The sequence below is a fragment of the Chelonobacter oris genome (assembly GCF_000772535.1).
GTDB classification, from domain to species: domain Bacteria; phylum Pseudomonadota; class Gammaproteobacteria; order Enterobacterales; family Pasteurellaceae; genus Chelonobacter; species Chelonobacter oris.
In genome coordinates this window covers 46,557-59,938 of sequence record NZ_JSUM01000010.1, presented here as the reverse complement: position 1 = coordinate 59,938, position 13,382 = coordinate 46,557, and the positions used below count along the sequence as shown (strand labels likewise).

At 48.0% G+C, this 13,382-nt stretch carries 11 protein-coding genes and 1 tRNA gene; 9 read left to right on the top strand and 3 right to left on the bottom strand.

Annotated elements, in window-relative coordinates:
- The first annotated feature begins 27 nt into the window (after positions 1-27).
- Entirely contained in the window at positions 28-2,460 is a 2,433-nt protein-coding gene (plsB, locus tag OA57_RS05840; RefSeq protein ID WP_034614806.1) for a glycerol-3-phosphate 1-O-acyltransferase PlsB, read from the top strand.
- A 30-nt stretch (positions 2,461-2,490) separates the two neighbouring features.
- Here the strand turns inward: plsB and OA57_RS05835 are convergent, their stop codons facing one another.
- Positions 2,491-3,345: a LysR family transcriptional regulator gene (locus OA57_RS05835; RefSeq protein WP_034614801.1), complete on the bottom strand. Its 855-nt coding sequence runs from the start codon at positions 3,343-3,345 to the stop codon at positions 2,491-2,493.
- A gap of 98 nt (positions 3,346-3,443) precedes the next feature.
- Between OA57_RS05835 and OA57_RS05830 the strand changes: the two genes are divergently transcribed.
- Entirely contained in the window at positions 3,444-3,872 is a 429-nt protein-coding gene (locus OA57_RS05830; protein WP_034614797.1) for a hypothetical protein, read from the top strand.
- 184 nt (positions 3,873-4,056) lie between these two features.
- A tRNA-Ser gene (locus OA57_RS05825) sits at positions 4,057-4,146 on the top strand.
- Positions 4,147-4,265: 119 nt separating this feature from the next.
- On the opposite strand, the gene corA is transcribed toward OA57_RS05825, so the two are convergent.
- Complete coding sequence (gene corA / locus OA57_RS05820; RefSeq protein ID WP_034614793.1) at positions 4,266-5,213, bottom strand: magnesium/cobalt transporter CorA; 948 nt, start codon at positions 5,211-5,213, stop codon at positions 4,266-4,268.
- Positions 5,214-5,696: 483 nt separating this feature from the next.
- On the opposite strand from corA, the gene uspA reads away from it, so the two are divergent.
- The 5 genes from uspA (at position 5,697) to galU (ending at position 11,705) form a co-directional block, all read left to right on the top strand.
- Entirely contained in the window at positions 5,697-6,125 is a 429-nt protein-coding gene (gene uspA / locus OA57_RS05815; protein ID WP_084589881.1) for a universal stress protein UspA, read from the top strand.
- Between the two features lie 210 nt (positions 6,126-6,335).
- Positions 6,336-8,960: an alanine--tRNA ligase gene (gene alaS / locus OA57_RS05810; RefSeq protein ID WP_034614789.1), complete on the top strand. Its 2,625-nt coding sequence runs from the start codon at positions 6,336-6,338 to the stop codon at positions 8,958-8,960.
- 187 nt (positions 8,961-9,147) lie between these two features.
- Positions 9,148-9,336, top strand: a complete 189-nt coding sequence (csrA, locus tag OA57_RS05805) for a carbon storage regulator CsrA (RefSeq protein WP_034614785.1) — start codon at positions 9,148-9,150, stop codon at positions 9,334-9,336.
- Between the two features lie 22 nt (positions 9,337-9,358).
- Positions 9,359-10,726, top strand: a complete 1,368-nt coding sequence (locus OA57_RS05800; protein WP_034614782.1) for a phosphohexomutase domain-containing protein — start codon at positions 9,359-9,361, stop codon at positions 10,724-10,726.
- A 91-nt stretch (positions 10,727-10,817) separates the two neighbouring features.
- Positions 10,818-11,705, top strand: coding sequence for a UTP--glucose-1-phosphate uridylyltransferase GalU (galU, locus tag OA57_RS05795; RefSeq protein WP_034614779.1), 888 nt, complete (start codon positions 10,818-10,820; stop codon positions 11,703-11,705).
- A gap of 64 nt (positions 11,706-11,769) precedes the next feature.
- On the opposite strand, the gene ygfZ is transcribed toward galU, so the two are convergent.
- Complete coding sequence (ygfZ, locus tag OA57_RS05790; protein ID WP_034614776.1) at positions 11,770-12,726, bottom strand: tRNA-modifying protein YgfZ; 957 nt, start codon at positions 12,724-12,726, stop codon at positions 11,770-11,772.
- Positions 12,727-12,922: 196 nt separating this feature from the next.
- Here ygfZ and OA57_RS05785 point away from each other — a divergent pair, with 196 nt between their 5' ends.
- Positions 12,923-13,372: a DUF302 domain-containing protein gene (locus OA57_RS05785; RefSeq protein WP_034614774.1), complete on the top strand. Its 450-nt coding sequence runs from the start codon at positions 12,923-12,925 to the stop codon at positions 13,370-13,372.
- Positions 13,373-13,382: the final 10 nt, after the last annotated feature.

Below are 13,382 nucleotides of genomic sequence, written 5' to 3'. Positions count from 1 at the left end.
AACACAATAATTACAATCGGATTAATAATGTCAATTTTTTTGGATACTTACCGCAAAGCACTCGATTTTATGCTGTCGCTTTTGGTGAAAAGCAACCCTATTCCGAGTGATCCTGTCAATGAATTGGAGTTGGACAGGCAAAAATGTTTTTTATATCTGTTGCCTTATACTTCGCAAACGGATTTATTGATTTTACGCCGACACTGTTTACAGCTGGGGTTGCCGGATCCATTGGCGAGAAATAAAATTAACGGCGACAGCCTGCCGCGTTTTGTTTTTCTGGACAGAGGGCGTCGTTTTTTTAAATCGAATCAACTGACGGAAAATACCCGGGCGCTGTTTTCTAAATATTTTGAATTGCACCGCAGCCATTCGGAACTGGATGTGCAGCTGGTTCCGGTTTCGGTCTTGTGGGGGCGTTCGCCGGGGCATGAGAAAAAGTTACCGCACTTGCGCTTTCTTGGGCGCTTGCAGAAATTATGGGCGATAGCGTGGTTCGGGCGTGATAATTTCGTGCGTTTTTCCAAAGCCGTTTCGTTGCGTGATATGGCGAACTTGAAAGGCAGTGACGATGATATCGCCTTAAAGCTGACCCGTGTCGCCAAAATTCATTTTTCCAAGCAGCGTACCTCGGCAACCGGCCCGCGTTTACCGAATCGACAGGCGATGTTCCGTCAAATTTTGCAGTCAAGTGCGGTACAGGAAGCGATTGCCGATGAAGCTAAAAGTAAAAAAATCGATCATGACAAAGCAACGGCGAATGCGGAAGCGATGCTAAATGAAATCGCCGCCAACGTGAGCCATGAAAGTTTGCGTCTGGCGGATCGGTTTTTACGCTGGCTGTGGAATAAGCTGTATCGCGGCATTGACGTTAAAAACGGCGATCGGGTGCGCAAGCTGGCGATTGAAGGGCACGAAATTGTCTATATTCCGTGTCACCGCAGCCATATCGATTATTTGCTGCTCTCTTATATTTTATACCATCAGGGGCTGGTGCCGCCGCACATTGCCGCCGGCATCAATTTGAATTTTTGGCCGGTGGGCGGTAGATTCCGCCGTTGGGGAGCCTTTTTTATCCGTCGCACTTTTAGCGGTAATCGCCTGTATTCAACGGTTTTCCGTCAATATTTATCAGAGCTGTTTCGTCGGGGCTATGCGGTAGAGTTCTTTATTGAGGGCGGACGTTCGCGCACCGGGCGGCTGCTGGCACCGAAAACCGGAATGTTGTCGATGACCTTGCAGGCGCTGTTGGAGGGGCATACCCGTCCGATCAGTCTGGTGCCGGTGTATATCGGTTATGAACATGTATTGGAAGTGGATACTTACGCCAAAGAGCTGCGTGGGGCGGCGAAAGAAAAAGAAAATGCCGGTTTGGTGCTGCGTGTGATCAAAAAACTGCGCAACATGGGTAAGGGCTATGTCAATTTCGGCGAACCGATTACGCTGAATACCTATTTGAATCAGCATTATCCGAATTGGAAAGAGAGCGAAGGCGAGGAAAGTAAAGCCTGGCTCGGCGGGGCGGTCGACAAATTGGCTGTGCAGGTGATGCGCAATATCAACAAAGCGGCGGCGATTAATGCGATGAATTTAATCGGAACGGTATTGCTGGCGTCTCGGCAGCGAGCATTGGCTCGCGAGCAATTGTTGTCGCAACTGAGCATTTATCAACAGCTATTGAATAATGTCGCCTACAGCCGAGATGTGATTGTGCCGCAGGAATCGCCGCAAGCCATGTTGGAACATGTCTTGAGCTTGGACAAAGTCGGCATTATTCAGGAAAAAGACAGTTTCGGCGAAATTATCCGCCTTGAGCGCTCTTCTGCGGTGTTGATGACTTATTATCGTAATAATATTCAACATCTGTTTGTTTTGCCGTCGCTGATTGCCTCGATTGTGATTCATCATGAGGCGATTCAGCAAAGTTTATTGATTGATGCGGTACAAAAAATTTATCCGTTCCTGAAATCGGAACTGTTTTTGGACATTGACGAAAACCGGCTTAAACCGTGGATCAAACAAATTTTGGCGGAATTGCAGCGTCAGGCGTTGATTAACCTACATGATGAAATGGTCGGTATCAACAAGCGCAATATCCGTTCGCTGCAACTGTTGTCCGCCGGGATTCGCGAGATTATCCAGCGCTATTACATTACGCTGAATTTCCTACAGGCAGAGCCGACTATCTCACGCAGTAATCTGGAAAAAGAGAGCCAGTCCGTTGCGCAGCGGTTGTCGGTGCTGCACGGCATCAATGCGCCTGAATTTTTCGATAAAGCGGTTTTTTCCACTTTTATCGCCAGTTTGAAAGAAAACGGTTATTTTACCGAGCAGGGCGGGGCGGACAGTGCGAAAGTGGAAGAGTTGGCCGCTAGCTTAAAGGCGTTGCTGTCGAGCGAAGTGTATATGACCATTTCCAGCTCGGTGGAAAGTGCGGTTGAAAAAAACAAACCCGAATAAGTTTACGTTAACGTATCAGGCAAAGGCGGATTATTCCGCCTTTTTATTGTCCAGATTTTCCGCCAGAAAATCGATAAACGAGCGGATTTTGGCGCTGAGGTGTTCACGGTTCATATAGGCGGCATACAGTTTTAAGCGCTGTTCCGGCTTGCCGTCGAACAATTTTTGCAGGCGTCCGTCCTGTAATTCCGATTCCATCGCCCATTGCGGCAGGCTGCCGATGCCGTGACCGGCCACCACCAGTTCTTTCAACATTAAGGTATTGTTGCTGTCCGCTACCCGTGTGAGCGGATAGTCGACACTGGTATAGTTGGGCGCAACCGCCGGATAATCCGCCAGATGTTCACGGCGGAGATCGGCATACTGACGGATAAAGTGCGGTGCGGCAACCCAGTAAAAATCAATCTCGGTCAATGGTTTGACGATAATATTCGGATCAAGACTGCGGTCGACCCGCAATGCCAGATCAAACCCCTGTGCGATCAAATCGTTATGCTGATTATCCAGATAGAGCGACAATTTGACATCCGGATATTGCTGTCGGTATGCTTGCAGCAAACGGGCAAAGTGCGGTGTCGCCAGCCAAATCGGCAGGGTGATTTTCAGTGTTCCCTGCGGATTGACGACGCCTTGCTGTGCGGTTTGGCGGGCAGAATTGAGGATATCCAGCGCATGGCAGCATTCGCGGTAATAATTCTGCCCGATTTCGGTGAGACTCAGGTGGCGGCTTGAGCGATTGAGCAATTTGGCTTGCAGGCAGTCTTCCAAATGGCGCAGGTGCTTGCTCGCCATGGCGGGGGAGATATTCAGGGAGTCGGCGGCTTTGCTGAAACTGCCGAGATCGACCACTTGGCGAAAGACATTCATGCTGGTTAAAGTATCCATCGATTGATTTCCTGAGAAGAAATGCACAAAATATCACAAAGCATAACTGGATTTACGGTAATATTCAATCAACGGAATGTTGTTGGCGGGATAATAATATGAGTCGATTATTGGTCATGAAAACAGCCGCGGCGGCACAGAGCGACAAACTCAACCGAGCTCTCGCCGCCTTTATACGACAAACTTTGCAGAAATGGCCGAATACGGTGCTTGTCGAACACAATCTGAGTGCCGAGACCGCACTGGATTGTACGCTGCTGTCGCTGCAAACCGATTATCTGGCATGGGGCGTGTGCGGACAGGATTTGAGCGCCGACAGTGTTTTTCACGTATATCTGAATCTGATGCAGTGTGGCAAGAATAACGCTCGACCGCACTTGACGGTTTTTACCTGCAATGTCGATGAAACGGAAAAAGTGCGGTTTGAACGGCAGTTAGCCGAATTGGGATTTCGCCAAATCGCTTGGATTGAAAGCGACAGTGTGAGCCGAGCCAAGCAACAGTTGCATGAGATTATGCGGTGTTAGGTGATTGTGCACAGAGAATGCGCAGCTGGCGTATTTTCTTTTTGCCGCACTTAATCCGATGTTGTGTTGATTCGGCAGAATTGATTTATTAATCACCAACCGTGCGTTGAAGTGCGAAAAAATACTTGACGACAGGGCGAGAAATCCCTATAGTTTGCGCCCTGTCAGCATTCAAATTTATCACGGTGAGATGTCCGAGAGGCTGAAGGAGCACGCCTGGAAAGTGTGTATACGTGAAAACGTATCGAGGGTTCGAATCCCTCTCTCACCGCCATTTAATTTCGATTTTTCATCTCCGATTTCCATTTTAAGCTCTGATCGTTTATTCCCGTTTCCCGCATATAAAAAACCGCACTTTGCAGCGCGGCTTGGTTATTATTGTTGCAATCAAAACTACAGCCAACCTTTGCGCTTAAAATAGAAGTAGGGGGCGAGTGCGGCCAGCAGCATTAAACCGAGCGCCATCGGATAGCCGAAACTGAAGCCGAGTTCCGGCATTTCTTTGAAGTTCATGCCGTAGTTGGAGGCAACCAAGGTTGGCGGCAGGAAAATAACGGAAACGACCGAGAAAATTTTGATGATTCGGTTCTGCTCGATATTGATGAAACCCATTGCCGCTTGCATTAAAAAGTTCACTTTTTGGAATAGGGATTCATTATGCGGCTGTAGGGATTCAATATCGCGCAAGACTTCACGCGCCTGTTCCAATTGGCTGGCCGGCAAACGGGTTTTGCGTACCAGAAAACTCAGTGCGCGCTGGGTATCCATTAAACATAACCGCACTTTGGAACTGGCGTCTTCCTGCTCGGTCAGCGTGGAGAGCGCTTCATCAAAGGCTTCGCCCTGTTTGCCTTCCAAAATGACACGGCTCAACTGTTCCAAATCGGCATAGATGGTTTCGATGACGTCGGCCAGTTGTTCGATTTTCGTTTCGAATAAATCCAGCAGTAATTCATAAGCGTTGCAAGCGTCAAGTTTTTGAATACGTGAACGCATCCGGTACAGACGGAAGGCAGGCAGTTCGCGATCACGCAGGGTGAATAAGCGGCCGTCGCGCAAGGTAAATGCCACGGTCGAAATGGCGGCATAGTCGTCTTCGTCTTCACAATAGAAGAAAGAGTGCAGATGCAACCCGTCCTCGTCTTCAAAAAAACGGGCGGACGCTTCCAGATCTTCCAGTTCCAGATAGCTGGCCAGGCTTTGGCCGAGACCCTGTTGTAAGACTTCACGTTCTTCATTGCTGGGGTCAATGAGATCAATCCAAATGGCTGTTTCTAAATTTTGTCCGGTTTCGTCGACACGAACCAGGCGGGCGTTGTCCAATGCAAAAGCACCAATCATATTCCATGCTCCCTTATGGGGTTGTGGACACGCAATGAACAAATTAAGATTCTGGTAAATCGGGCAAAGGAAAAGTAGCGGTGACTCGTACTTGTCCGCGATATTTTTCGCCGGCAAGCATTTGAAAAATGACGGGGAAAATATCAAGGGTAAGCATTAAACCAGTATCGTCTATGACTGTCCAAAGTGTGTTCCTCATATTATCAAATCGTGCGGATCTTACGCTTTCAGCATTGAAAGGTCAAGTTATAATGCGCTTTGCATGCCATGGCATACGGAAAATAAAAACAGGCAATCGGCGCTTGTATTGTCTTGGGTTGTTAAATCGAAGCGATTTATCTGCTCAAATTTTTAATAAGAAAAATAATAATTTGTGATCTGGCACAAGCTCTTTTGTATCGCAGAGTGTTATTATTCGATCAGATTTAACACTCTTTTTCATATGAAACATTTACTTATCCGATGAGTAAAAAGGAGGCGATTATGTACAAACACATTCTGGTAGCGGTTGATTTGTCTGAAGACAGTCCGGTTCTGCTGAATAAAGCGGTGGATATTGCCAAGCGCCATCAGGCGAAATTGTCATTGATTCACGTAGATGTCAATTTTTCCGATCTCTACACCGGGCTGATTGATATCAATATGGCAACGATGCAGGATCGAATTTCGGTGGAAACGCAAGAAGCGCTGAACAAGCTGGCGGGATCGGTGGATTATCCGGTGACGGAAAGGCTCAGCGGCACCGGCGATTTGGAACAGGTGCTGAAAGAGGCGATCGGCAAATATCAGGCTGATTTGCTGGTGACGGGGCATCATCAGGATTTCTGGAGCAAGTTGGTTTCGTCGACTCGTCAGGTGATGAATTCAATTGCAATTGATATGCTGGTAGTGCCGCTGAAAGACGAAGAATAGCTTTTTTTGTATTCTTTTCCTTCGATTGACATACCGCACTTTGTCGAAAAAGCACAAAGTGCGGTATGCTTGCTTTCAATAACGGCATAATTTGCCTGCAACCGCACTTAAACCCCACACAAAGCCATTTCCCACGCCTATTTTTTATGCGAAAATAGACCGTTTTTAAATGACATACCATCAGTTGTTATCACAAAGGATTAAAAATTAATGAAAACAACAGCAGACATCAGACGCGACTTTCTGCGTTTTTTTGAAACCAAAGGACACCAAATCGTCGCCAGCAGCTCGCTGGTACCGGAAAACGATCCGACCCTGCTTTTTACCAATGCGGGCATGAACCAGTTTAAAGAAGTGTTTCTGGGGCAGGATCAACGCAGTTATAAACGGGCGACCACCGCACAGCGCTGTGTGCGTGCAGGCGGTAAGCACAACGATTTGGAAAATGTCGGCTATACCGCACGCCATCACACTTTTTTCGAAATGTTGGGCAATTTTAGTTTCGGCGATTATTTCAAGCATGATGCGATTCAGTTTGCTTGGGAGTTTTTAACGTCGGGCGACTGGTTGAATCTGCCGAAAGAAAAATTGTGGGTAACCGTGTATGAAACCGATCAGGAAGCCTATGATATTTGGCATAACATCGTCGGTATACCGGCGGAGCGGATTGTGCGTATCGGTGATAACAAAGGCGCTGCTTACGCGTCGGATAACTTTTGGCAGATGGGTGATACCGGGCCGTGCGGTCCTTGTACCGAAATTTTCTATGATCACGGTGATCATATCTGGGGCGGCCCGCCGGGATCGGCGGAAGAAGACGGCGATCGTTATATTGAAATCTGGAATGTCGTTTTTATGCAGTTCAACCGTCAGGCGGACGGCAGCATGTTGCCGTTGCCGAAGCCGTCGGTGGATACCGGCATGGGGTTGGAGCGTATCAGCGCGGTATTGCAGCATGTCAATTCCAACTACGATATTGACATTTTCCGCCGTTTGGTCGGCAAAGCCGCTGAAATTACCGGTGCGACCGATTTGAAAAACAAATCGTTGAATGTGATTGCCGACCATATCCGCTCTTGTGCTTATCTCATTGCCGACGGTGTCATTCCGTCCAACGAAGGTCGCGGTTATGTGCTGCGCCGCATTATCCGCCGCGCCGTGCGCCACGGGCATTTATTAGGGGCTCAGGGCGCTTTTTTCTACAAACTGGTGCCGACCTTAATCGACGTGATGGCGGAAGCGGGCAATGAATTGCAACAAAACCGAGCATTGATTGAAAAATTATTGCGTCAGGAAGAGGAGCAGTTTGCGCGCACGCTGGAACGTGGTTTAGTGCTGTTGGACGATGCCTTGGCGAATGTCAAAAATAACGTACTTGCAGGCGAAGTAGTATTCAAACTGTATGATACATACGGTTTCCCATACGATTTAACCGCCGATATCTGCCGCGAGAGAGAAATTACGATTGATCAGGACGGCTTCGATCGGGCGATGGAAGCACAGCGCCAACAAGCGCAAGCGGCCAGCAATTTCGGGATTGATTACGGCAATGTGATCACGGTTGACGGCGAAACCGCTTTCGAGGGCTATAATTCGGCGGAAAGTCTGGCAAAAGTCACCGCACTTTTCCATGACGGCAAAGAGGTTGAGCGCATTCAAGCCGGTCAAAGTGCGGTTATCGTGCTGGAAAACACCCCGTTTTATGGCGAATCCGGCGGTCAAATCGGCGACAGCGGTCGTCTGGAGAGTCAAAGTGCGGTATTTGAGGTGAAAGATACTCAAAAATACGGCAAGGTGTTCGGGCATATCGGCGAATTGCAGCAAGGTGAAATCGTTGTCGGCCAGACGCTGAATGCGGTGGTCGACGATACACGTCGTGCCAAAACATCGCTGAACCACTCGGCGACACATTTGCTGCACGCCGCATTGCGCCGAATTTTGGGAACGCATGTCAGCCAAAAAGGCTCGCTGGTTTCCGACAGTTTGTTACGGTTTGACTTTGCCCAACCGGAAGCGATCGGCAAGGCGCAATTAAATGCGATTGAGGATATGGTCAACCGTGAAATCCGTGCCAATCATCCGATTGTGACCGAAATTATGGATTTGGAGGCGGCAAAAGCCAAAGGCGCAATGGCGCTGTTCGGTGAAAAATACAGCGATCAAGTGCGGGTGTTGTCAATGGGGGATTTTTCAACGGAGCTGTGCGGTGGCATTCATGCCGCTCGTACAGGCGATATCGGTTTGTTTAAAATTATTTCTGAAGGCGCAATTGCGGCCGGTATCCGCCGTATTGAAGCGCTGACCGGTGAAAATGCCATCAACTGGCTGCATCAGCAACAGGCGATTATTCAGCAAAGTGCGGATCTGCTGAAGGCGGACAGTGCCGGTCTGGTTGAAAAAATCCAGCAATTACAGGAACGTAACAAGCGTGCCGAGAAAGAGTTGCAGCTGCTGAAAGAAAAAGCGGCGCAGCAGGCGGGCAGCGATTTGGCAAAACAGACACAAAATATCAATGGTGTGCAGGTCGTGTTACAAAAACTGGACGGCGTAGAAGCGAAATCGTTACGTATCATGGTTGATGATCTGAAAAATCAGCTGGGTTCCGCCGTGATTGCGTTTGCATCACTGACCGACGGCAAAGTGAACCTGATTGTCGGCGTGACCGAAGATTTAACCGCCAAAGTGAAAGCAGGCGAATTGGTCAACTTGATGGCACAACAAGTGGGCGGGAAAGGCGGCGGTCGTGCGGATTTGGCGATGGCCGGCGGAAGCGAGACGGAAAATATCGCCATTGCCTTGGCGAGTGCCAAAACATGGCTTGAAAATAAACTGTAAGTAAATCAAGACGGTACTAAAACAGGGCAATTTGCCCTGTTTTATTTTGTGTGCTACAGCACATTTTGTCACATTTCCGATCACTTTTTTTTACGAAATAAAGTATTATCAATATGTGTTATTTTTAAGTAATAAATATTTGATTACTTCGAAATAAGGCCGTTATTGCGATCTAAAAGAGGGATGTATGCTGATACTGACGAGGAAAATCGGTGAAAGTCTACTTATCGGAGAAGATATTTCTATCTCCGTTCTCAGTGTACGCGGGAATCAGGTAAAAATCGGGGTTAACGCTCCAAAAGAGGTTTCGGTGCATCGGGAAGAAATATATCAGCGTCTTAAAGAAGAAGCAGATGAGAAAAAAAATAGTGATTAATGGGTAAATTGGAGTTGCATAGATGACAAAATTAACATGTTTTAAAGCTTACGATGTTCGCGGTCGCTTGGGGGATGAACTGAATACGGATATTGCTTATCGTATCGGGCGTGCTTTCGGACAGTTTTTGCAACCAAAAAATGTGGTTGTCGGCGGTGATGTGCGTTTGAGCAGTAAAGAATTAAAAAGCGCACTGACGAACGGTTTGCTGGATTCCGGCGTTGATGTGATCGATCTGGGATTGACCGGTACCGAAGAGATCTATTTCGCCACTTCTTTTCTGAAAGTGGACGGCGGGATTGAAGTGACCGCCAGCCATAATCCGATGAACTATAACGGATTGAAATTCGTACGTGCCGGATCACGTCCGATCAGTGCCGACAGCGGTCTTGCCGATATTCAGCGTCTGGCGGAGGAGAACAACTTTCCGGAGGTGGCAAAACGCGGCGAGTATAAACAGCTTTCGGTTTTGACGGAGTATGTGGATCACTTACTGACTTATATTAATCTGGCGAATTTCAACAAGCCGTTAAAACTGGTGATCAATTCGGGCAACGGTGCCGCCGGGCATGTTATCGATGAATTGGAAGCCCGTTTCAAACAAAAAGCGCCGTTAGTCAGCTTTATTAAGGTTCACAATGAGCCGGACGGGTCTTTCCCGCACGGAATCCCTAATCCGATTCTGCATGAAAACCGACAGGACACGATTGATGCGGTATTGGCGAACAAAGCCGATATGGGCATTGCCTTTGACGGTGATTTTGACCGCTGTTTCCTGTTTGATGAAAATGCCACCTTTATTGAAGGCTATTACATCGTCGGCTTGCTGGGACAGGCGTTTTTGGCCAAAAATCCGGGGGCGAAGATTATTTTGGATCCTCGTTTGATGTGGAATACTGTCGAGTTGGTGGAAGAGATGGGCGGTGAGGCTGTGGTGTCCAAATCCGGCCATTCGTTTATCAAAGAAAAAATGCGTGCGGTCGATGCGATTTACGGCGGTGAAATGAGTGCGCACCACTATTTCCGTGATTTCTTCTATTGCGACAGCGGCATGATTCCATGGCTGTTGGCGGCGGAATTGCTTTGCACCACCGGCAAAACGTTGGGGCAGTTGGTCGGTGATCGCCTGAATGCCTATCCGTCTCCGGGAGAAATCAACAGTAAGCTGACCGATGCGAAAACGGCGATTGCACGTGTGCGTGCTTTCTATGAGAAAGATGCGATAGCCGTCGACGAAATGGACGGAATCAGCATCGAATATCCGAACTGGCGCTTTAACCTGCGCAGCTCGAACACCGAGCCGGTCGTTCGCCTCAATCTGGAAACCCGTGGTGACAAAGCACTGATGGATGAGAAAACAAGCGAGATTTTGGCATTACTTCGCGCTTGATTTTCAGTTAGAATAAACACCGTTTTACAGCATCTATGAAACGGTGTTTTTTTATCCATTTACGCGTTGTTTATATTGTGAAGGAAACCCAATGAAAGCGATTATTCCTGTTGCGGGGCTGGGAACCCGAATGTTACCGGCTACCAAGGCCATACCCAAAGAGATGTTGACGATCGTGGACAAACCATTGATTCAATATGTAGTCAATGAATGTGTGAATGCGGGAATTAAAGAAATTGTATTGGTGACGCATTCTTCCAAAAATTCTATCGAGAACCATTTTGATACCTCATATGAATTGGAATCGATGTTGGAGAAACGGGTTAAGCGCCAATTGCTGGATGAAGTGCGCGCCATTATTCCGAAAGATGTTACTATTATGCATGTTCGTCAAGGGAATGCAAAAGGCTTGGGACATGCGGTGCTGTGTGCCAAACCGGTGGTCGGTGACGAACCGTTTGTTGTGGTGTTGCCGGATGTCGTTTTGGCGGAATTCAGCGCCAATCAGCAACAAGAGAATCTGGCGGCGATGTTAAAACGTTTTCGTGAAACCCATACCAGTCAGATTATGGTGGCGCCGGTTGCAGTTGAGGAGGTCAGCAATTACGGCATTGTGGATTGTAACGGCGTTGCATTGGAGACGGGGCAAAGTGCGGTTATTGCCAATATTGTGGAAAAACCGGCTCAAGACCAAGCACCGTCGAACCTTTCCGTGGTGGGGCGCTATGTCTTTTCCGCCGCCATCTGGCATTTACTGGCGAAAACGCCGGTGGGCATCGGCGATGAAATCCAGTTGACGGATGCGATTGATATGCTGATTGAGCAAGAGCAGGTCGAGGCGTTTCATATGAGCGGTAAAAGCTTTGACTGTGGTGATAAGCTGGGCTATTTGCAGGCAATTGTGGAATACGGCGCAAAACATCCGAAATTGGGTGATGAATTTAAACGGTTTTTGCAGCAGTTTAGCCAAACATTGTAATGGGGGTATCAGGGAGAAAGCAGTCTTTCTCCCTGTTTTTTATTACGGCGGCGATGGAATCCGCTCAGGCTTTTTCTTCTAAGGTATAAGGCAGCGGATACAAACAAAGCGGCTGCGGGCTTTCTTCACTTAAGCGGAAGCGATGGCTCGACTCGCTGTCGTTTGCCAGAACCGCCTGCAACCACACCAGCCCGTTATGCTCGACATAATTGATAATAGTACCGGTTTTACGCCAATGCGTGTCGAGTAGCAGCTCGATGCCTTGTCCGAGCGCAGGTGTGTTGCCGATTTGTCCTACCAGAATAAACAGTGCGCGCTTGTTGGCACCGCGATATTTGGCGCGCGCGATGGTTTCTTGTCCGATATAACAGCCTTTATGGAAAGAAACCGTTTGTTCCAAAAGCTGTAAATTCAGCGCCTGCGGAATAAACTGGTTTTGCGTTTCAGCGGTCAATAACGGTATGCCGTCTTGAATATCCAGTAAATCCCACACAATCCCCTGTTCGGTTGCGGTAAGATCGACCACCTGTTCGGTGATCAACAGCCAGCGCGGGCGGATACGCTCGATATACAGCAACAGGTTGCCGTTATTGTTGATTAACGGTGTTTCCGCATTGGGAACTTGTGAGGTAAAACGGCTGAGCGCCTGTGAGGCTTCGGCACCGGCAAAACCGATTAAAGTGCGGTTTGGCACGTCATTGAATGTGACTTTGGAAAAAACGGCATATTTTTTCAGTTGTTCCAATGCAACAGGCAATAATGCTTTACGGATAATAAAATAGAATTGTGTTTGGCTTAAGCGCAGCACCCGAAAGACCGACCAGACTTTGCCTTTCGGATCGCAATGCGCCGTCAGTGTCGAGTGGCCGACCGCCAGTTTGCTGATATCGGTGGTTAATTGCCCTTGTAAAAACTGTTCGCTGTCTTCTCCGTTAACCTCAATCAGTTGATATTGTTGCAAGGCACAAACAATTTGCGGGTTGGTTTCACTCAGTAATGGATGTTGGCAATGTGCGATCATCTCTTGTCCTCTCTTAATGTTGCCAAGTGCGGTATGTCGTCATTCTATACCGATTATAATCAACAATGCCATAAACACGAACGGATTCTGTTTAAAAATGAGATCAAATCCCAAATTGTTTGGTCTTTATGACAATTTTCAAATCGGGATTGCAGCTAGTCTGATGATGATATGATTGGACAAAAAAGGAGCGTGTATGACATTCAGAAAAACACTCGGGCTGCTGGCGGCGATGTTGCCGGCGTTATCTCAGGCAGAATTGGCGGATAATGGCTTGTTGACGGTAACAAGTCGGTACGATGCGCCGGAAACCGTGCAGCGAATCGAACAAGCGGTCACTGATAAAGGCATGACTGTTTTTGGCATCATTGATCATCAAAAAGCGGCGCAGGAAAACGAGTTAACTATGCCGGCAGCGACCGTGATTTTATTCGGCAACCCGAAAGCGGGCACGCCGATTATGCTGGCATCACCGACAATGGCGCTGGATCTGCCGTTAAAAGCACTGATCTGGGAAGATCAGCAAGGTACTGTTTTTGTTTCTCTCAATAAAGCGGCGTTTTTAGGACAACGCCATGGTGTCGCACAAGACATTGTCCGAAAATTGGCAGGCGCGGAAACATTGATTCCGAATGCGGTAAAATAAGTATCGTGAT

What these genes read in the sequence shown, in the direction of transcription:
- plsB (WP_034614806.1), top strand. Translation starts at nt 28, where the DNA reads ATGTCAATTTTTTTGGATACTTACCGCAAAGCACTCGATTTTATGCTG.
- OA57_RS05835 (WP_034614801.1), bottom strand. Translation starts at nt 3,345, where the DNA reads ATGGATACTTTAACCAGCATGAATGTCTTTCGCCAAGTGGTCGATCTC.
- OA57_RS05830 (WP_034614797.1), top strand. Translation starts at nt 3,444, where the DNA reads ATGAGTCGATTATTGGTCATGAAAACAGCCGCGGCGGCACAGAGCGAC.
- corA (WP_034614793.1), bottom strand. Translation starts at nt 5,213, where the DNA reads ATGATTGGTGCTTTTGCATTGGACAACGCCCGCCTGGTTCGTGTCGAC.
- uspA (WP_084589881.1), top strand. Translation starts at nt 5,697, where the DNA reads ATGTACAAACACATTCTGGTAGCGGTTGATTTGTCTGAAGACAGTCCG.
- alaS (WP_034614789.1), top strand. Translation starts at nt 6,336, where the DNA reads ATGAAAACAACAGCAGACATCAGACGCGACTTTCTGCGTTTTTTTGAA.
- csrA (WP_034614785.1), top strand. Translation starts at nt 9,148, where the DNA reads ATGCTGATACTGACGAGGAAAATCGGTGAAAGTCTACTTATCGGAGAA.
- OA57_RS05800 (WP_034614782.1), top strand. Translation starts at nt 9,359, where the DNA reads ATGACAAAATTAACATGTTTTAAAGCTTACGATGTTCGCGGTCGCTTG.
- galU (WP_034614779.1), top strand. Translation starts at nt 10,818, where the DNA reads ATGAAAGCGATTATTCCTGTTGCGGGGCTGGGAACCCGAATGTTACCG.
- ygfZ (WP_034614776.1), bottom strand. Translation starts at nt 12,726, where the DNA reads ATGATCGCACATTGCCAACATCCATTACTGAGTGAAACCAACCCGCAA.
- OA57_RS05785 (WP_034614774.1), top strand. Translation starts at nt 12,923, where the DNA reads ATGACATTCAGAAAAACACTCGGGCTGCTGGCGGCGATGTTGCCGGCG.